Genomic DNA, 19,219 nt, shown 5'->3' on the forward strand with positions numbered 1-19,219 from the left:
GGCGGGCTGGTTCGCAGCGTTATCGCCGGTAAACCCAGAGTGACGTGAGAACAGAGTGACCCAGGGGGTGCGGTCCCGCAACTCGCGGTGCTTCAGTCGCTACGCCCTGCGGCCCGCCGTACGGCCTCGATGAACCGGCGCGCCGCCGGCGGCCCGGGCTCGCCCGGAGCGGGGTCGTGATCGCCCAGGGTCAGCAGGTAACGGTTGCCGTTGAGATCCGCCAGGGCCCGGTCCTCCGGGGAGAACCACGGCTTGGAGGCACGCACCGCCTGCACCGGTGCGCTGTCGATCTCACTGCCGTAACTGGTGAGCAGTTCCAGTCGGCCGTCGCTGATCCGGACCTGTCCGGCCCGGGTGAGCGAGCGCAGCCGCTTCCCGATCCGCACGCCCGTGGCCGTGAACTCCGGCTCCGCCATCGCGCCCCGCCCCCTTGTGCGTGTGGGTGTCCCCGGCCCGGTTGCGGAGTGGGCCGTTGACCTGTTCGTGTCGTGATCCAGTGTGCGCCCCCGTGGGAGACCTTCGTCCCGTCGGGCAGTCTGCCCGCCTGCGACGTCTCGCACCAGTGCGCACGGACCCCTCGCCGAGAGCGCCCGGAGCACTCGCGCGAATGCGCCCCCACATCCCGGTGCCGTTCTGCCCCAGGGGTGCCTTTGAGGTGCTCAAAGGTGTGTTTATGCAGGTGAGGAGCGTGCGGAAGATGTCTATGATCGAGGTGGCGGCCGCGCGACGCGCCGTCGGCGCGCAGCTTAAGGAGCCCCGCCGTGAGTACCCCGCAAAGAACCCGGACCGGCGAAACCCTCGACGTCGACCACAGCGACCCGGCCTACCGCGGCTGGCTGAAAGAGGCCGTGCGCAAGGTCCAGGCCGACTCCAACCGCTCCGCCGACACGCATCTGCTCCGCTTCCCGCTGCCCGAGAAATGGGGCATCGACCTGTACCTGAAGGACGAGTCGACCCACCCGACCGGCAGCCTCAAGCACCGGCTCGCCCGGTCCCTCTTCCTGTACGGCCTCTGCAATGGCTGGATCCGTCCCGACCGCCCGGTGATCGAGGCGTCCAGCGGCTCGACGGCCGTCTCCGAGGCGTACTTCGCGAAACTGATCGGCGTGCCCTTCATCGCCGTCATGCCCCGCACGACGAGCGCCGAGAAGATCCGCCTCATCGAGTTCCATGGCGGCCAGTGCCACTTCGTGGACGACCCGCGGAAGATGTACGAGGAGTCCGCCCGCCTCGCGGTGGAGACCGGCGGCCACTACATGGACCAGTTCACCTACGCCGAACGGGCCACGGACTGGCGCGGCAACAACAACATCGCCGAATCCATCTTCCGCCAGCTTCGGCTGGAGCGGTTTCCGGAGCCCGCGTGGATCGTCGCGACAGCCGGTACCGGAGGCACCTCCGCGACCATCGCGCGTTACGTCCACTACATGCAGCACGACACCCGCATTTGTGTCGCCGACCCGGAGAACTCGTGTTTCTTCGAGGGATGGACCACCGGCGATCCGGACGTCACGTGCGACTGCGGCTCCCGTATCGAGGGCATCGGCCGGCCCCGCATGGAGCCGAGCTTCGTGCCCGGTGCGATCGACCGGATGATGAAGGTCCCGGACGCGGCCAGCGTCGCCGCCGTCCGCGCCCTGGAGCAGACCATCGGCCGCAGGGCGGGCGGATCGACGGGCACCGGGCTGTGGAGCGCGCTGAAGATCACCGCCGAGATGGTCGCGGAGGGTCGGCAGGGCAGCGTGGTGACCCTGCTGTGCGACCCCGGGGACCGCTATCTCGACAAGTACTACTCGGACGCCTGGCTCGCCGAACAGGGCCTGGACATCGCGCCGTACACGGCGGCGATCGCCTCGCTGCTGGAGTCGGGCGTCTGGCGCTAGCGTGCCGTCAGTCGCCGGTCGAGCGAGGTGACGGCTTCCCGGAAGGCCCGCCCGAGGCCCCCGCGCACGAAGGTCAGAGCCAGCCGGAACGCCGCCGGCCCGTCCGCTGCGAAGGTCCACTGCACGCGGGTGCCGGCGCCCGCCGGGACGAGCCGCCACTCCTCGACCAGCGCGCGAGCGCCGGGCGCGTTGGTCTCGTCCACGCGGTAGGCGTACACCTCGGCCTCCTTGGCGGCGAGGACCGTCTCCAGGAAACGCGTCCCGCCCCTGAGCCGGATCTCGCGCCGGGCCCCGTCGTCGAAGCACCGGGCCAGCGTCACCGCCCCGAACCAGTCGGTCCAGCCGGGCACGTCTTCGGCGAGTGCGCGGAAGACCGTCACCGGGGGAGCGGAGATCTCCCGCGCGAAGACCAGCCGTACGGGGGCGGTCTCGACGAACTCGATCCCCACCGGGCGCAGCTGACGGGCCATGGGCGGAACCCCCTTGGGGGAGGCGGGCGTTGACCGGGCAGCGTCACCTTAGCTGACGGTCAGTCACTCGTCTGCACCCTCGCCGGGCTCGCCCGCCACGACCAGCCGCCGCAGATGCTCCGCGATCTCCGCGCGCGCCTCGCCGGGCAGCCCGGCATCCGTCACCAGCGTGTCGACCTGCTCCAGCGCGGCGAACGAACTCAGGCCCACCGTCCCCCACTTGGTGTGGTCGGCGACCACCACGACCCGCCGCGCGGACTGCACCAGGCGCCGGTTGGTCTCGGCCTCGGCGAGGTTCGGCGTGGACAGGCCGGCCTCGAGCGATATCCCGTGCACACCCAGGAACAGCAGATCGAAGTGGAGCGCCGCGATCGCCTGGTCCGCCACCGGCCCCACCAGCGAGTCGGACGGCGTGCGCACCCCGCCGGTCAGCACGACCGTGGCCGCGCCCTGCCGCGGTCCCGAGGTGCGCTGCGCCACGTGAAAGACGTCGGCCACCCGCACCGAGTTGGTGACGATGGTCAGGTCCGGCACGTCGACCAGCCGGTGCGCCAGCGCGAACGTCGTCGTACCGCCCGACAGCGCGATCGCGCTGCCCGCCACCACCAGCTCCGCAGCGGCCCGCGCGATGTCCTCCTTGGCGGTCAGCTCCAGACCCGACTTCGCCTCGAAGCCCGGCTCGTGCGTGCTCGCCTCGACCACCGGGACCGCGCCGCCGTGCACCTTCTCCAGCACGCCCTGCCGGGCCAGCGCGTCGAGGTCACGTCGTACGGTCATGTCCGACACGCCGAGCTTGCGGGTCAGCTCGTTGACACGGACGCCGCCGCGGCGGCGCACCTCGTCCAGGATCAGGGCACGTCGCTGCTCCGCGAGGAGGTTCGTATTCTCGCTCACGTACGCTCCGGTCCTTTCGCCTCAACCCGTCCGACCCGCCCTGCGCACCGCCTGTGACAAGGACATTTTGCCGGGCCCCGGTACGCGGACGTCCCATCCTCGCACGCGCCGGTGCGGGTCGCGCCACCGACCGTCCCGACGCGCGCGTGCCGCCCGGTGACATCCACGCCACCGACTGTCACACCGATCGGGGAGATTCCGTGACGAGAGGTGTGCGGCACACACCGAACGGCGATCCTTGTGCCCGCACAAACAGATGCCGACAGCGCGTCACGGGGGAAGTGCGAACAGTGGAACCTGCGAAGGAACACGCCTCGACCGCCGGGGCCGACGGCTCCGCCACCAGGCCCGACGAATCCGGAACCGCCCTGGAACTCCTCGTCCACGGAGTCGGCGGGACCACACCCGAGAAGATGCTCGACGATCCGCGCACGGTCCGGATCACCGGCGACGACACGGCGGCCGTCTTCCGGCGCGCCGAGGACGCCGACGCCGAGTCACGACCGCACGACCACCGCGGCCGGCCGGTGCCCGAGGCGTACGTCTGGTGCAACCTCACCTCCGGCAACGGCACCCGCGCCCTGTGGCTGTTGCTGCTGCCGTTCATGGTCGTCAACCTCGCCCACTGGATGCGCCCCACCGCACGCGGGCGCAGACGGACGGTGCGTCTCTATGGACTGCTGGTGCGGCTCGCGGGCCTGACCCTGACCGTGCTCCTCGTCGCCGCCGTCTGCGAGGTCGCCCTCGACCTCGCGGCCTGGCAGTGCGCGGGCACGCGCGCGTGTGCCGAGCGGCACTCCTGGCTCGGCTTCCTGTCGCCCACCGTCTCGGACGGCGGCTGGTGGAGCAGGCCCGGCCGCCGCCTTGCCCTCGCGGCACTGGTCCCGGCGGCGCTCACCTGGCTGCTGTGGTACCTGTCGCACCGCACGTGGAGCGCGTACGAGTCCCAGCAGCCGATGTCCCGCACGCCCGAACCCGACGAGGAGACCGGCCGTACCGCGCTCGGCCGCCCCGGCTTCTGGTACGGACGCCGCCTGGTGGCCCGGCTGCGTGCCGCCCACACCGCCGCCGGACTGCTGACCGTCGCCGCCGCTGTCGGCACGGCCGCGGCACGGTTCGACCACCGGCCCGGCGGTCCCGCGCCGCTCGACGCACTGGGCCGGCTCCTCGAAGGCGCGCTGGTCGCCGCCGCGGTGGGCGTGGTGTGGGTGGTCTGCCGCCGGGGCCGCAGCGAACACCGCCTCGACCAGGAGCTCGACGCCCGTCTCGTGCGAGCCCTGCCGCTGACCGCCGTCCTCCTGCTCGTGCTCGCCGCGGTGTACGCCGGCTGGGAGCGCCCCGGATGGGAGTCGGCCGACCGGCTGCCGGGCGACGCGACCTTCGGCGGCATCGCCCTCTTCCAGGGCCTGCTCGTGATCGCCCTCGCAGCGGTCGCCCATGTCCTCTACCGCGCTCACCCCGACCCGCGCGCCGCCATGCGCGGGCTGGGCGGGCCCGCCGTCGCGATGCTGGCCTGCGCACTCGGCGGGGTGATGTCCGGCGGCGTCTCCCAGCGCGTCGCCGACTGGCTGGACGGCACCGGCACGAACATCCCGGGCCCGCCCGTTCTGCTCACCTGGCAGGCGTCCGTCATCCCGCCGCTGCTCGTCGTCCTGCTGGCGCTCTGCGGCTGGCTGGCGTGGCGGACCTGGCTCCTGCGCCGGGCCGAACTGGCCACCGTGGAACGGGACTACCCGGGCGAACCCAAGGACACCACCCGCACCCGTCGCATCGCACGGATCCGCGCGGCGGCCACGCTCACCGACCGCGGACCCCTGCTCGTCGCGGTCACCTCCACCACGACCCTCCTGCTCGGCGCCGGGGCCCTGGTCGGCGCGATGACCACCGACCGGGCACCCGCCGAGGCCGCACGGTGGACGCACACCTTCGTCGAGGGGGCCGCCGAGACCGCACAGGCACTGGGCTCCTGGCTGATCGGACTCGGCTTCATCCTGTTCGTCACCTGGGGCCGACGCGCCTACAAGGACGCCTCCGCGCGCCGCACCATCGGCATCCTCTGGGACGTCGGAACCTTCTGGCCACGTGCCGCCCACCCCTTCGCCCCGCCCTGCTACGCCGAACGCGCGGTGCCCGACCTGACCTGGCGCATGGCCACCTGGACGCACGCCACCGGCGGCAGGCTCGTCCTGTCCGGACACTCACAGGGCAGCGTGCTCGCCGCCGCGGCCGCCTGGCAGCTCAAGCCGTCCGTCCGCAAACGCGTCGCGCTGCTGACGTACGGCTCCCCGCTGGAACGCCTCTACGGCCGCTGGTTCCCGGCTCACTTCGGCCCCGCAGCGCTCAGCTCGCTGCACCACGACGTCGACTGCTGGCGCAACCTGCACCGGCCCACCGACCCGATCGGCGGCCCGGTCCGGCTGGCCGGCGCATGCGGCCCCGAGGTGGACCGCGAGGCGCTCAGGGACCCGCTGGCCTACGGCCGTACCGACGAACACCCTCTGCCCGCGCCGATCCTCGGCCACTCCGACTACCAGGCCGACCCGGCGTTCGCGGAGGAACGGGAACGGCTGCTGGCCCGGCTGCGGCCGGACGTACCGGCGCAGCGGCCTCAGGAGGACTCGGGCAGGTCCTCCGCGTAGAGCAGCGTCAGGTCGTCCTTGTCCGGGTCGGCGACCTGGGCGACCCGGCTCGCGTGCCGCTCGACCATGGCCTCGAAGGTCTGACGGGCGGTACGGCCGTTGCCGAAGGCCGGTCCCTTGGGGAGCGTCGTGAAGTACGCCAGCAGGGCCTGAGAGGCGCCCGGCGCGAGCCGGTACTCGTGCTCCTCGGCCTGCTGATCGACGATCCGCAGCAGTTCCTCGGCGTTGTAGTCGCTGAAGGTGATGGTCCGTGAGAAGCGGGACGCCACACCGGGGTTGACCGAAAGGAACCGCTCCATCTCGGCCGTGTAGCCCGCGACGATCACCACGACCGCGTCCCGGTGGTCCTCCATCAGCTTCACCAGCGTGTCGATGGCCTCCTTGCCGAAGTCCCGGCCCGAGTCCTCCGGCGACAGCGCGTACGCCTCGTCGATGAACAGCACACCGCCGCGCGCCTTGTCGAAGGCCTCCTGGGTGCGGATCGCCGTGGATCCGATGTGCTCGCCGACCAGGTCGACACGGGACACCTCCACGAGGTGCCCCTTCTCCAGCACGCCGAGGGAGGCGAGGATCTCGCCGTAGAGACGGGCGACCGTCGTCTTTCCGGTGCCCGGGGAGCCCGTGAAGACCAGGTGGCGCTTGACCGATGCCGCCTTCAAGCCGGCCTCCTGCCGGCGCCGGCCCACCTCGATCATGTCCGTGAGTGCCCGGACCTCGCGCTTGACACTGTCCAGGCCCACCAGCGCGTCCAGTTCACCGAGCACGGCCTTCGAGGTCCGCGCCGGCTTCTCCGGCTCCGCGCCGGTCACCAGCGGCTCCTGCTCGGTGGCGCGCTGCCCGGGGATCGCCCCCAGCAGGCCGGGCGACTGGGCCACCGTCTGTACGGCGGTCTCGGCCGCCGTGGGCTGCCGCGGGGCGCCGCTCTCGTCGCTGGTGCAGTCCTCGACCACGGGGCCCGCACCCGATCCCGCGTCCGGGCCGGCGTCCGCGAACTCGTAGCCGCCGCGCGCGCACCGCTCCGTGCGGCACTTCTTCAGCGTCGTACGGCAGCCGTCGAGCACATGGAAGCCGTAGCCTCCGCTGCCCGTGACCCGGCAGTTCAGGAAGCTGCCCCGGCCGCCGGCGGAGACGTAGAAGCCCGCTTCGGCGGGGGAGTCGACCGTGCAGCGCTCTATCGTGGGGTCGGCGCCCTTGGTGACGATCACGCCGGTCTGGGTGCCGTCCACCGTGCAGTTGTTGAGTGTGCCGCCGCTTCCGTGGTCGCGGAACCAGGCACCCGTCGCCGCGTCGCGGATGCGGCAGTCGTCGAGCTGCGCGGTGGCCCCGTCGCTCACCGACACGGCCGTGTTGCGCACCTGCCAGAGGTCGCTGTCGACGACGTCCGCGCGTGAGCCGCGGTCGAGGACGAACAGGGCGTCGGGCACGTCGTGCACCCGGCAGGAGTCGAGGACCGCGGTGGCGCCGTCGCTGACCCAGACGGCGGGGTAGTCGCCGGTGCTGTCGAAGATCTCGCACTGGTTGGCGTCCACGCGCGTGCCCGGATCCCACACCGACAGTCCGTTGCGGCCGAACTGACGCACCGTCGTCCGGGTCAGCGTCAGCACCGAACGCGAGCGCAGATCGACCGCGTTCTCCGGGATGTCGTGGATACGGCAGTCGGCCAGCGTCAGCACCGCGTCCGTGTCGAGCGTGACGCCGTCCGCCGTGGTGCGGTGCACATCGCAGTCGGTGAGGTGTGCGGTGGCCCGGCCGGTGACCTGGACGCCGCTGCCCCGGACCTCGTAGACCTCGCAACCCACCGCTTCCAGCGCGGAGTTCTCGCCCGTCACCGACAGGCCGACGCCCGACGTGTGGTGCACCCGGCAGCGGTCCAGCCGGGGGTGCCCGCCGCCGCGCACCGCGACGCCCGCCTGGCCGGCCGCGACGACCTCGCACTCCTCGAACACCCCGCCCCCGCCGTCCACCACGGCGATGCCGATGCCGGCCGGGTTGTCGACGGTGCAGCGCCGCACGGTCGGCCGCGCGCCGCCGCGCACCTCGATACCTGCCGCGGACCGCGTCACGATCCGGATGTCCGTGAGTTCCGGCGTGCCCTCCTCGACCAGCAGGGCGGGTGCTGCGGCGTCCTGGCCCTCCACGTGCAGGTCCTGCACCACGGCCGAGGCGCGCACGGTCAGCGGCACCCCGTCCAGGGGCGCGATGCGCACCGAGCCGGGAGAGCCCTCGGGGCCGCGCAGGGTCACCGCCCGCTGCACGACGAGGTTCTCCCGGTAGGTGCCGGGGGCGACGGTGAGGACATCGCCTTCGGCCGCGGCCTCCAGGGCGGCGGCGAGCGATGCGTACTCACCCGTGCGGCGCCGCCAGCGCGATGTGCCGGTGTGCGTCACCTGGACCGTGCCCTGTGCCATGGCGTTGCTGTGCCCCCACCTCGTGGTACGCGGGTTGATGCCGAATACGTTCGGCCGGTCCACCGTAGCGTGCGCGCAGGCGGTGGGTTGACCAGAGCCGGAAGGCTGTCAGCTGCCGGTGCCGGTCCTGCCCCAGTCCGGGCCCGCCCGCTCCCAGGCCTGGTCCCAACGGGCGTACCGGCGGCGGACCATGCGCCACACCGTGAGCCGTCTGCCCGCCTCGACGAGGCCCGTGGTGAGCAGGACCGCACCGACACCGGCGAGGACGGCGTGCGTGGTCGCCGTGGCGGAGTCGAGAGGTCGGGGGGCGACGCGGCCGTGCTCGTCCGTCCACAGCGTGAAGTGGTCGCCGCGGTGCGGTGTCCGGAGGGCGGCTGTCACCGTGCCGTGGTGCGCGGTGCCGTCCGGAGCGGTCCAGTCGGCCTCGACCCGGCTGCGCAGATCCCGGCCGGAGGAGGTCTCCGGGTCGGCCTCCAGAGCGGAGCGGTCCAGTTTGCGGACCACGGTGGCCGTCACCAGGTGACGCGACGCGCGCTGTTCCCGCACGGACCGCTGCAACGCGTCCTGGGCGACGCCGCCGACGAGCGCGCCGATCACGGGGCCGACGACCAGAATCAGCAACAGGGCCACGAGAGCCGCCCATGCCTCGGCCAGATCGGTCGCGCGGCGCAGCGGATTGTGCCGCCAGCGCCAGAGTCCGCTGATCGCTCGCACCGTCTCGCACCCCCTTCCCGCTCCGTGATAACCCCCGGCGGAGTCGTTCACGCGCGGGCCGGGCCGAAGAGAGAGCGAAATCACCTGCGGCCGGGTCCCCTCATGAACTTCTCACGAACCCAACGCCCGGCTCCCCGGCGCGGGTTCCCATGAACCCGCGCCGCCTCCCGACCGGTCCTGCCGGGCCCGGTCCGCCCTACTCGAGAACGGTCACCGGATCGCCGACCCGGATCGTGCCGGGGGAGAGGGGCACCAGGTTCTGCCCGAAGACGAGCTTGCCGCCGAAGCGCCGGTGCCGGCCGAGGGTGCGCAGGGGTTCCCTGCCGCGGTCGGCGGTGCTCTGGTCGGTGGTGGTCACGACGCACCGCCCGCACATCTTGGCGACCCGGAAGGCGACGTCACCGATGGTGACGCGCGACCAGTCGTCCTCGGCCCAGGCGGCGGTGCCCGACACCACCACGTTGGGCCGGAAGCGGTTCATGGGCAGCGGGCCCTCGGCCGCGTGATCACCTTGGGCGATCAGGGAGTTCAGGGCATCGAGCGAGGCCGCCGAGGTGAGCAGCAGCGGGTAGCCGTCGGCGAACGAGACGGTCTCGCCCGGCAGCGCGAACTCCGGGTCGACGGGCCGGCACGAAGCGGGGTCGGCCATGTGGACCAGGCGCATCCGCGCACCGAGGTATGCGCTGCACCAGGCATGCGCGGCGGTGCCCTCGGCCGGGACCCCCTCGACCTTGTCGCGGAAGACGTTCACCGGCACGGTGCCGTCCGGTCGCGGCACGGGCACGGTCAGCGCGTCCATGCCGGGCGCGGACAGACGAATGCCGCCGCCGGGCAGAAGCTCGGCGGCGGCCAGCGCGAGGCGCGGTTGCTCGCGTTGCGTGACGACCTTTCCCCCGTCGTCGACCAGTACCCAGCGTCGGTCACCGGCCAGCCCCCAGGGCTCCACGACGGCCTCCCGGGGCGCCTGGCCCCGGAACGCCTTGACCGGATGAACGTGAATCGACTGCAGCTGCGCGTTCCCCATGAGGCCATCGTGCCAGCCACCGCCTACAGCCCGGAAAGAAATCAGTAGCCGCCCCGGTACTGCTGGTTGTTGTACGGGTCCTGGTAGGCGGCCGGAGCGGGGCGCGGAGCCGCCGGGCGCATCGCCTCGTACCCCGTGCCCATGCCGGGGCCAGCCGGCCGCGGCTGCTGCTGTGCCTGCGGCCCGGGGTAACCCCGTGGCGCGCCGGCCTGCTGCGGGATGTACGCCCCGGGTGCCTGCTGCAGGGGCGCGGGCTGTTGGGCCTGCGGATAGCCGTAGGCGGGCTGGGACGGGCCGGCCGGCAGGGCGGGGAGTGCCGACGGCAGCGCGGGCAGATAGCTGCGCGGCGTGTCGTACTCGGCGGGGACCCGGATCGGAGCGATCTGCGGGGTCCCCCGCTCGGCCACGAGCCTGTCGTAGATCGGAGTGTCCGGGAAGGAGGCGGAGTAGTAGCCGCCGCCATAAGTGGAGCGGGGGGAGGTCATGGCACATAAGTTAAGCCCACGATGTGCTGGTTGGGGAGACCGATAAGAGGGTTGTTTTCCGTGTCGGCAGTGACGTGGGACCCCCAATGCGAGCGAACTTGGCAAAAAGGGGCACCGCGCAAGGCGTTTCTCATGTAAAGGCAGAGTTCCCGGGACGTTACCGGCGGTTGATCATCGGTCTTCCTGCGCTGCTCATGGGAGTTCGCAGCCCCGCGGAATAGGTTGACGGGGTAGGCATCCCGAGGCGACTGCCGGGGCGTATCCGGCGCGGGTGACACGTGAGGACGGCGGACATGCAAATGCTCAAAGGTTCAAATGTTCCGGTGCCGTCGACTGCGCTGCGCGTCGAATTGGGGTGGCGTTCCGGTCCGGGCGTCCCCGACGTGGACGCCTCGGCGCTGCTACTCGTCGGCGGGAAGGTCCGCTCCGACGCCGACTTCGTCTTCTACAACCAGCCGGCGCACGCCTCCGGCGCGGTCCGTCACGAGGGCAAACGGGACGAGGGCGGCAGGGTGACCGACACGCTCGTCGTCGACCTCGCGCGCGTGGAGCCCGCGATCGAGACCGTCGTCCTCGCGGCCTCCGCGGAGGGCGGCACGTTCGCGCGCGTGCCGGACCTCTATATCGAGGTGAGGGAAGCCGCTCGGTTTGCAGCGGTCGCCCGTTTCGAGAGCACCGGCGCCACCGTGGAAACCGCTTTCGTACTCGGTGAGTTCTACCGCCGTCAGGGCGCCTGGAAATTCCGTGCCGTCGGCCAGGGCTACGGCAGCGGACTGGAAGGCCTTGCCACGGATTACGGGATCACCGTCGACGAGCCCCAGCAGAACGCGCCTGTCGCCACTCCCGCGCCCGTCACGGCGCCCGTGCCGCCGCCCCCTCCCTCGGCGCCCCCCGTCCGCCTCACCAAAGTGACACTCACCAAGGCCGCCCCGTCCGTCTCGCTCACCAAACAGGGCGGCACCTCGGGCGCCCTGCGCGTGAACCTCAACTGGGAGATGCGCAAGCAGTTCTCGGGGTGGGGCAGCAAACTCGGCCGGGCGGTCGCCATGCACGCCGACCTCGACCTCGACCTGTGCGCCCTGTTCGAACTCGCCGACGGCAGCAAAGGGGTCGTGCAGTCGCTCGGCAACGCCTTCGGTTCCCTGCACCTGCCTCCGTACATCCACCTCGACGGCGACGACCGCACAGGCGCCGTCGCGAGCGGCGAGAACCTCACCGTCAACCTCGACCGGCAACGGGACTTCCGCCGCATCCTCGTCTTCGTCACGATCTACGAAGGGGCGAGGTCCTTCGCCGACCTGAACGCGACGGTCACCCTCCAGCCGCAGCACGGTGCCGCGATCGACTTCTCCCTCGACGAATGCACGGTCCCGTCGACGGTGTGCGCGCTCGCCCTGATCACCAACACCGGCAGCGACCTGGTCGTCCAGCGCGAGGCCCGCTATCTGGTGCCCGAGCGCGGCGTGAGCCCGCAGCGGACCCTCGACCACGCCTACGGATGGGGCATGAACTGGACCCCGGGCCGCAAGTGACCGCTCAGGTCTCGTCACCCACGACGGCGTCCGGCCGCGCGTAGGTGCGGCCCTTCCACGCCGCACCGCGTCCCCTGTAGTGCTGCACCGCCGAATCGACCGTCATGAGGAGATAGAGGAACGCGGTGAACGGCAGCAGAGGAGCGAGCCACAGCGGCTGACCGTAGTAGCGGAGCATCGGGACGTACGTCCCCGTCATCACCAGCCACGCGAGAGCACCGAGGACCACGGCCGCCGTCCGTCCCGTCACCAGACCCGCGACCAGGGCCCCGGGCGGCACGAGATACACCAGCACCAGCCCGGCCACCGTGCCGGTCAGCAGCAGAGGGTTGTGCCGCAACTGCGCGTACGCGCTGCGCGACACCATCCGCCACAGGTCGTACAGCCGCGGATAGGGGCGCACGCTGTCGACCCGCTCCGCCAGCCCCAGCCAGATGTGGCCGCCGCCGCCCTTGACGGCACGCGCGAGCGCCACGTCGTCGATCACGGCGTGCCGGATGGCGTCCGGGATCCGCGCCCGCTCGGCCGCCTCGGTGCGCAGCAGCACACAGCCGCCCGCTGCGGCCGCCGTGCGCGCCTTCCGCCTGCCGATCCGGCGGAACGGATACAACTGTGCGAAGAAGTAGACGAAGGCCGGCACGACGAGCCGTTCCCACGGACTCGCCACCCGCAGCCGGGCCATCTGCGAGACGACGTCGAAACCGCCGGAACGCGCCGCCGCGACCAGATGGCGGAGACTGTCCGGCGCATGAGCGATGTCGGCGTCCGTGAGCAGCAGGTACTCGGGGGCACGCGCGCGTGCCAGTCCGATCCCGTGACGCACCGCCCACAGCTTGCCGGTCCAGCCCGCGGGCGGCTCACCGGGCGAGCTCACGGTCAGCGGCAGCCCTCCGTGACGCTCGGCCAGCCCGTGCGCCAGCTCCCCGGTGCCGTCCGAACTGCCGTCGTCGACGAGGAAGACCTCCGCCCGCCCCGGATAGTCCTGGAGGAGGAGCGAGGGCAGGCTCACCGGCAGTACGCCGGCCTCGTCGCGCGCCGGTACGACGACGCCGACCGACGGCCAGTCCCCGGGTTCGGTCCTGGGCGGCAGCCTGACGTCCGTGCGCCAGAAGAAGCCCTGGCAGAGCAGCAGCCACAGCCAGGCGGCGAGGGATCCGGCGGCAGTCCACACGATGGCGCTCACGCGCGCAGTCTGCCCCACGGGCCCGGCCCGCAAGGGTGCATCGTCTATCGTGGCGGGGTGAAGATCGCGCTCATGGACTCCGGGATCGGGTTGCTGGCGGCCACCGCCGCGGTACGGCGTCTGCGACCTGACGCGGATCTCGTCCTCTCCCTGGATCCCGACGGGATGCCCTGGGGCCCCAGGACCCCCGAGGACCTCACCCGGCGCGCCGTGGCCGTCGCGGAGGCCGCCGCCGCGCACCGGCCCGACGCCCTGATCATCGGCTGCAACACCGCCACCGTGCACGCCCTGCCGGCCCTGCGCGCCCGGCTGGAACCCGGCATCCCGGTCATCGGCACGGTCCCCGCGATCAAGCCGGCCGCGGCCGGTGGCGGCCCCTTCGCGATCTGGGCGACGCCCGCCACGACGGGGAGCCCCTACCAGCGCGGCCTCATCGACGACTTCGCCGACGGCGTGGCGGTCACCGAGGTGCCCTGCCACGGTCTTGCCGAGGCCGTCGAGCACGCCGACGAGGCGGCCATCGAGGCCGCTGTCGCCGCGGCCGCGGCCCTCACCCCGGACGACGTGACGACGGTCGTCCTCGGCTGCACCCACTACGAGCTGGTCTCCGAGCGCATTCGCGGCGCGGTGCAGCGCCCCGGCTTCCCCCCGCTCGTCCTGCACGGCTCCGCGGGAGCGGTCGCCGCCCAGGCGCTGCGCCGGCTCGGCGAGCAGCCCGCCCCCCGGGCGGCGGCCGACGGAACCCTGACGGTGCTGCTGAGCGGACGCGCGGGAAGCCTGCCCGAGCCCGCGCTGGCCTACGAGGAGGGCCGGCTCCTCAAGACGGTCAGCCCCGCCCGGTAGACCGGCGGACGCCCTCGTACGTCGGACATGCGCCGGGCGCGGACGAAGAGGACCGCCCGCGTCCGGTGCCCCCACCCGGAGCAGTCACTCTCCGCCACGCTCTACCCGCACAGCGAAACCTGAGTAATCTCGTAAACATGAGGCACCACCCCCATGGCGAGAACGCCCCGCACCCCGACGTCTGGACCGGACGGGCCTCCAACCGGATCCAGTGGCTGCTGGCGCTCGTCGGCGCCGCCTGCCTGGCGCTCGGCATCAAACTGGCCGTCGACTCGGCCTGGACGTCGGGCATCGCCCCGCTCGTCATGTCCGTCGTCGGCTGCATCGCGGCCGGGCTGCTGGTCCTCTTCGGCACCCTCGCCTTCGTGCACGTCGCCCTGAAGGTCGACAAGGAGTGCCTGGAGGTGCGCTGCGGCCACATGGGCGTGCCCCGCCGCCGCATCCCCCTGGCGCATGTCGCGGGCGCCGACTTCGACCCGCACGTCACCCCGCGCCACTGGGGCGGCTGGGGCTACCGCTGGCGTCCCGAGAAGGGCACCGCGGTCGTCGTACGGCGTGGCGAGGGTGTGGTCCTGCAGCTGTGGGACGGCCACACGTTCACCGTCACGGTGGACGACGCGGAGGCGGCCGTACGGGTCATCCGGGCCCGCCTGCGGTCGGGCACCGCGGGCGCCACGCACTGAGGCGCCCCGCCCGCACACGCCCGGCCCGCAGCGAAGCCGCCGAGGTCACTGAGCCAGACCACCGCCACGCGCGCGTACGTCCTTCTCGCGGCCCGGTGACTCCTCGGCGAAGGGGCGTGCCGTGGCCAGTCCGGCCAGCAGCCCCGCGCCCGCCGACACCGTGGTGAAGCTCAGCGCGTTGCCGACACAGGCGATCGCCGCCAGCGCCGTCAGGGTCGCGCCCGCGGTGAGGGCGACCGGGGTCGGCCGTCCGGTGCGCCACAGCGCGTACAGCATCCAGCCGAAGGCCGTCGCCAGCAGGACGACGCCGACGACTCCCTGCTCGGCCGCCTGCTGGAGCAGCGCCGAGTGGGGCTTGCCGTCGGACAGCAGTGACTGGGTCGCCGTCGTGCTGAGCTCCCCGAACCGTCCCGGGCCGACGCCCAGCGCCGCCTCGTGGCGCGCCATGTGCAGCGCGTCGTGCCACAGCTCGATCCGGTGCTCGGTCAGCCGGCCCGAGAGGGACCCCTCGAGCCCGTCCGGCACCGCGTTCCCCGCGACCACCCAGGTCAGAGCCGTCACCAGGGCCGCGGACAGGGCCAGTGCCACCAGGCCCGGGCCACGGCGGCGCGTCCGGCCCGCGGCGAGCGAACACAGCAGCACCGCGGTGCAGGCGGCGAACCCGCCGACCGAGCCGAGAGCGGCCGCGGTCACCGCGACGGTGGCGGCCAGTGCGTGCAGGGCGAGCCGAAGGGCCGGCGCGCCGGCGGACCAGGCGGCGCAGCACGCGGCGCCTGCCGACAGGGTCAGCAGCGCGGCGGTGGCACCGGCGTGTCCCAGCGGTGCGACGATCTCGGGCCCGGGGGTGAGATGGGGCAGGCCCACCGTGAGGCCGAGCCCGGCCAGGGCGCCGGCCGAGGGCGCGGCGACCGGCAGCAGCGCTCCGCAGATCCGACCGGCGGCGTAGCCCGCGCCCACGGCCAGGACCGCCAGCAGGACGCCCTCGGGGCGGCCGTCGTGCGCGGCAGCCGTGACCAGGGACCAGACGGCGCAGGCCCCGAGCACCACGACACCCATCGCATCAGAAACGTTGCGTCTGTCGCCGTCCTCATCCGGACCGGCCACAGACGTCATCCTCGTGGAACCCACCGCGCCCCCCGAACCCGGTCGCCCCCGACCCGTGACGGTCCCTGCCGTCGCGGACGTTACCGGCCCGTACGACAAGGACTCCGGCACACCGTAACGGCTGATGGGCGGTTTGTGGACGAGTTGGACCGAGATGCGCAGGAACGTTTGCTCCCGACGTGCCGCGGGAGGACCGCCGTGGCCGGGTGGACCGCGCTGTCGGCGCCGAGGTCAGCCGCCGTACACTCCCACAGTGACCGTCACCGCAACCTCCGTGGACGAGTCGGACCAGGTAAAGCCCTCGACCGCGCCCGTATCGCGCGGGGCGCGGCTCCTGCGTCGTCTCGTCCCGGCCGCCGCAGCCGCGCTCTCCGGAGTGCTGCTCTACGTCAGTTTCCCGCCCCGCACCCTGTGGTGGCTGGCGCTGCCCGCCTTCGCCGTCTTCGGATGGGTGCTGCGCGGCCGAAGCTGGAAGGCGGGCCTCGGTCTCGGCTACCTCTTCGGCCTCGGGTTCCTGCTGCCCCTGCTGGTGTGGACCGGTGTGGAGGTCGGCCCCGGCCCGTGGATCGCCCTGGTCGTCATCGAGGCGATCTTCGTCGCGCTGGTCGGCGCGGGCGTCGCCGCGGTGTCGAAGCTGCCGGGTGCGCCGGTGTGGGCGGCCGCCCTCTGGATCGCCGGCGAGGCGGCACGCGCGCGCGTGCCCTTCAACGGCTTCCCCTGGGGCAAGATCGCGTTCGGCCAGGCGGACGGCGTCTTCCTCCCGCTCGCCGCGGTGGGTGGCACCCCGGTGCTCGGCTTCGCGGTCGCCCTGTGCGGTTTCGGTCTCTACGAGGTCGTACGCGTGCTCGTCGAGGGGCGGCGCACGCGTACGGTACGGCGGTCGGCGGCGGCCGTCGCGCTGCTGAGTGTGGCGGTGCCCGTGGCGGGCGCGGTGGCCGCCCGTCCGCTGGTGAGCGACAAGGCCGAGGACGGCACGGTGACGGTCGCGGTCATCCAGGGCAACGTGCCGCGGGCCGGGCTGGAGTTCAACGCGCAGCGCCGAGCCGTGCTCGACTACCACGCGCGCGAGACGGAGCGGCTGGCCGCCGAGGTGAAGGCGGGCAAGGTCGCCAAGCCGGACTTCGTGCTGTGGCCGGAGAACTCCTCCGACATCGACCCGTTCGCCAACGCTGACGCGCGCGCCGTCATCGACGAGGCGGTCAAGGCGATCGGCGTGCCGATCTCCGTCGGCGGTGTCGTGGAACGCGACGGCAAGCTCTACAACGAGCAGATTCTGTGGGACCCGGCCAAGGGCCCCGTGGACACGTACGACAAGCGGCAGATCCAGCCCTTCGGCGAGTACCTCCCGCTGCGCTCGCTCATCGGCGCGATCAACGACAAGTGGACCTCCATGGTCCGCCAGGACTTCAGCCGGGGCAGCAAGCCGGGCGTGTTCGACATGGACGGCGCCAAGGTCGGGCTGGTCACCTGCTACGAGGCCGCGTTCGACTGGGCCGTGCGCTCCGAGGTCACCGACGGAGCGCAGCTGATCTCGGTGCCCAGCAACAACGCGACCTTCGACCGCAGCGAGATGACCTACCAGCAGCTCGCCATGTCCCGGGTCCGTGCCGTCGAACACAGTCGGACGGTCACCGTTCCGGTGACCAGCGGCGTCAGCGCGATCATCATGCCGGACGGGAAGATCACGCAGAAGACCGGCATGTTCGTAGCCGACTCGCTGGTGCAGCAGGTGCCTCTGCGATCCTCCCAGACGCCCGCCACACGGCTGGGCATCCTGCCCGAGATCGCGCTGGTGCTGGTGGCCGCCGGCGGACTCGGCTGGGCCGTCGGCGCCGGTGTGCGCGGGCGGCGCGCCCGTGGCGTGTAGCCGTACGCCCGTCGGACGCCCCGGACAGCGCAACGGGGCAACTGAAGCGGCCCGTTAGGGTCGGGCCATGGCTACTCCTGACTTCATTCGTGCACTCCGGACCTCCGTCGGCCACGAGTTGCTGTGGCTGCCCGGTGTCAGCGTCGTCGTCTTCGACGACGAGGGCAGAGTGCTGCTCAACCGCCGTTCCGACACGGGCACATGGTCACTGATCGGCGGCATCCCGGAGCCGGGGGAGCAGCCGGCGGCCTGCGCGGTGCGGGAGGTCGAGGAGGAGACGGGGGTCCACTGCGCCGTGGAGCGGGTGATCGTCGTCCAGTCGCTGAAGCCCGTCATGTACGACAACGGCGACGTCTGCCAGTACATGGACATCTCGTTCCGCTGCCGGGCCCTCGGCGGCGAGGCACGGGTCAACGACGACGAATCGCTTGAGGTGGGCTGGTTCGCGGTGGACGCCCTGCCCGAGCTGAACGACTTCGCACACCTCAGGATCAAGCAAGCCCTGTCGGACGACGCACCCACATGGTTCGACCCCACGAGTTCCGAGTGAAGTGTGGGTGGTGACCACATGGGGCGGGGCTCGGATGCTGCCTAGGGTCGGGGCATGACCGCTAGCAGTGCCCTCCCGGGCCCCCACGGCGCTCCCGCCCCCACTCTCGACCTCGGCGGCCGCACCGCCCTCGTCACCGGCGCCGCCGGCGGCATCGGCCGCGCCTGTGCGCTGCGGCTCGCGGCCGCCGGCGCCAAGGTGAGAGCGGTCGACCGGGACGCCGCGGGCCTCGATGCGCTCGCCGAAGGGGCCCGGGGCCTCGCGGGCTCCCTCGCACCGCACGTCCTCGACCTCACCGACCTGGACGCCGCAGAACTCGCCGCCGCGGGGACCGACGTCCTCGTCAACAACGCCGGGCTGCAACTGGTGCGCCCCATCGAGGAGTTCCCGCCCGAGGTGTTCCACACTGTGCTCACCGTGATGCTGGAGGCGCCGTTCCGGCTCATCCGAGGCGCCCTGCCCCACATGTACGGGCAGGGGTGGGGCCGTATCGTCAACGTCTCCTCCGTGCACGGTCTGCGCGCCTCGGCCTACAAGTCGGCCTATGTGGCCGCCAAACACGGCCTGGAGGGACTGTCCAAGACAGCGGCCCTCGAAGGCGCACCCCACGGCGTCACCTCCAACTGTGTGAACCCCGCCTATGTGCGCACCCCACTGGTCGAGAAGCAGCTCACCGACCAGGCCCGCGCGCACGGCATCCCCGAGGAGCGCGTGCTTTCCGAGGTGCTGCTCCAGGACAGCGCCGTCAAGCGGCTGATCGAACCCGAGGAGGTCGCGGAGGCCGTGGCCTACCTGTGCAGCCCGCAGGCCTCCTTCGTGACCGGCACCTCGCTCGTCCTCGACGGCGGCTGGACGGCGCACTGAACCCCGCGGTGGCGGTCGCCCGCGGAGTTTTCCACAGGGCTGACGGGCCGGTCGGGCGATGGTGAATCCTGTGAGC

General features: G+C 72.3%; 17 protein-coding genes. 8 read left to right on the forward strand and 9 right to left on the reverse strand.

The window, feature by feature from the left end; genetic code table 11:
- Positions 1 to 92: 92 nt before the first annotated feature.
- A complete protein-coding gene (locus ACZ5XS_RS35335; protein WP_468658331.1) occupies positions 93 to 416 on the reverse strand; it encodes a hypothetical protein in 324 nt (107 codons plus the stop codon).
- Between the two features lie 345 nt (positions 417 to 761).
- Between ACZ5XS_RS35335 and cds1 the strand changes: the two genes are divergently transcribed.
- Positions 762 to 1,883 (forward strand): L-cysteine desulfhydrase Cds1, encoded by a 1,122-nt coding sequence (gene cds1 / locus ACZ5XS_RS35340; protein ID WP_468658333.1) that lies wholly within the window; start codon positions 762 to 764, stop codon positions 1,881 to 1,883.
- On the opposite strand, the gene ACZ5XS_RS35345 is transcribed toward cds1, so the two are convergent.
- Together ACZ5XS_RS35345 and ACZ5XS_RS35350 are read right to left on the reverse strand one after the other, a co-directional pair.
- Entirely contained in the window at positions 1,880 to 2,353 is a 474-nt protein-coding gene (locus tag ACZ5XS_RS35345) for an SRPBCC family protein (RefSeq protein ID WP_468658335.1), read from the reverse strand. The two genes, cds1 and ACZ5XS_RS35345, sit on opposite strands and share 4 nt — an antisense overlap.
- A gap of 63 nt (positions 2,354 to 2,416) precedes the next feature.
- Positions 2,417 to 3,247, reverse strand: a complete 831-nt coding sequence (locus ACZ5XS_RS35350; RefSeq protein ID WP_468658337.1) for a DeoR/GlpR family DNA-binding transcription regulator — start codon at positions 3,245 to 3,247, stop codon at positions 2,417 to 2,419.
- 290 nt (positions 3,248 to 3,537) lie between these two features.
- Between ACZ5XS_RS35350 and ACZ5XS_RS35355 the strand changes: the two genes are divergently transcribed.
- Complete coding sequence (locus ACZ5XS_RS35355) at positions 3,538 to 5,886, forward strand: hypothetical protein (RefSeq protein WP_468658339.1); 2,349 nt, start codon at positions 3,538 to 3,540, stop codon at positions 5,884 to 5,886.
- Here ACZ5XS_RS35355 and ACZ5XS_RS35360 read toward each other — a convergent pair.
- From ACZ5XS_RS35360 to ACZ5XS_RS35375, 4 genes are all read right to left on the reverse strand, one after another.
- On the reverse strand, positions 5,856 to 8,294 hold the full coding sequence (locus ACZ5XS_RS35360; protein ID WP_468658341.1) for a right-handed parallel beta-helix repeat-containing protein: 2,439 nt from the start codon (positions 8,292 to 8,294) through the stop codon (positions 5,856 to 5,858). The genes ACZ5XS_RS35355 and ACZ5XS_RS35360 overlap by 31 nt on opposite strands.
- A gap of 108 nt (positions 8,295 to 8,402) precedes the next feature.
- Positions 8,403 to 9,008, reverse strand: coding sequence for an Rv1733c family protein (locus ACZ5XS_RS35365; RefSeq protein ID WP_468658343.1), 606 nt, complete (start codon positions 9,006 to 9,008; stop codon positions 8,403 to 8,405).
- A gap of 196 nt (positions 9,009 to 9,204) precedes the next feature.
- Positions 9,205 to 10,032: an MOSC domain-containing protein gene (locus ACZ5XS_RS35370; protein WP_468658345.1), complete on the reverse strand. Its 828-nt coding sequence runs from the start codon at positions 10,030 to 10,032 to the stop codon at positions 9,205 to 9,207.
- Between the two features lie 41 nt (positions 10,033 to 10,073).
- Positions 10,074 to 10,517 (reverse strand): DUF6643 family protein, encoded by a 444-nt coding sequence (locus tag ACZ5XS_RS35375; protein ID WP_468658347.1) that lies wholly within the window; start codon positions 10,515 to 10,517, stop codon positions 10,074 to 10,076.
- 299 nt (positions 10,518 to 10,816) lie between these two features.
- On the opposite strand from ACZ5XS_RS35375, the gene ACZ5XS_RS35380 reads away from it, so the two are divergent.
- Positions 10,817 to 12,049, forward strand: a complete 1,233-nt coding sequence (locus ACZ5XS_RS35380; protein ID WP_468658445.1) for a TerD family protein — start codon at positions 10,817 to 10,819, stop codon at positions 12,047 to 12,049.
- Between the two features lie 4 nt (positions 12,050 to 12,053).
- On the opposite strand, the gene ACZ5XS_RS35385 is transcribed toward ACZ5XS_RS35380, so the two are convergent.
- Positions 12,054 to 13,232, reverse strand: a complete 1,179-nt coding sequence (locus ACZ5XS_RS35385) for a glycosyltransferase (RefSeq protein ID WP_468658349.1) — start codon at positions 13,230 to 13,232, stop codon at positions 12,054 to 12,056.
- Positions 13,233 to 13,289: 57 nt separating this feature from the next.
- Here ACZ5XS_RS35385 and ACZ5XS_RS35390 point away from each other — a divergent pair, with 57 nt between their 5' ends.
- Positions 13,290 to 14,075, forward strand: coding sequence for a glutamate racemase (locus tag ACZ5XS_RS35390; protein ID WP_468658351.1), 786 nt, complete (start codon positions 13,290 to 13,292; stop codon positions 14,073 to 14,075).
- A 137-nt stretch (positions 14,076 to 14,212) separates the two neighbouring features.
- On the forward strand, positions 14,213 to 14,758 hold the full coding sequence (locus ACZ5XS_RS35395; RefSeq protein ID WP_468658353.1) for a hypothetical protein: 546 nt from the start codon (positions 14,213 to 14,215) through the stop codon (positions 14,756 to 14,758).
- 45 nt (positions 14,759 to 14,803) lie between these two features.
- On the opposite strand, the gene ACZ5XS_RS35400 is transcribed toward ACZ5XS_RS35395, so the two are convergent.
- Positions 14,804 to 15,814 carry an O-antigen ligase family protein gene (locus ACZ5XS_RS35400; protein WP_468658355.1) on the reverse strand — a complete coding sequence of 337 codons (1,011 nt, stop codon included), beginning with the start codon at positions 15,812 to 15,814 and terminating at the stop codon, positions 14,804 to 14,806.
- Positions 15,815 to 16,115: 301 nt separating this feature from the next.
- Between ACZ5XS_RS35400 and lnt the strand changes: the two genes are divergently transcribed.
- The 3 genes from lnt to ACZ5XS_RS35415 all read left to right on the forward strand — a co-directional run bounded on the left by lnt (position 16,116) and on the right by ACZ5XS_RS35415 (position 19,143).
- Complete coding sequence (gene lnt / locus ACZ5XS_RS35405) at positions 16,116 to 17,729, forward strand: apolipoprotein N-acyltransferase (protein ID WP_468658357.1); 1,614 nt, start codon at positions 16,116 to 16,118, stop codon at positions 17,727 to 17,729.
- Between the two features lie 67 nt (positions 17,730 to 17,796).
- Positions 17,797 to 18,279: an NUDIX hydrolase gene (locus ACZ5XS_RS35410; protein WP_468658359.1), complete on the forward strand. Its 483-nt coding sequence runs from the start codon at positions 17,797 to 17,799 to the stop codon at positions 18,277 to 18,279.
- Positions 18,280 to 18,333: 54 nt separating this feature from the next.
- The gene (locus ACZ5XS_RS35415; RefSeq protein WP_468658361.1) at positions 18,334 to 19,143 is read left to right on the forward strand and encodes a 3-hydroxybutyrate dehydrogenase; all 810 of its coding nucleotides are present in this window, start codon (positions 18,334 to 18,336) and stop codon (positions 19,141 to 19,143) included.
- Positions 19,144 to 19,219: the final 76 nt, after the last annotated feature.

Source organism: Streptomyces sp. NPDC033131 (assembly GCF_055578365.1).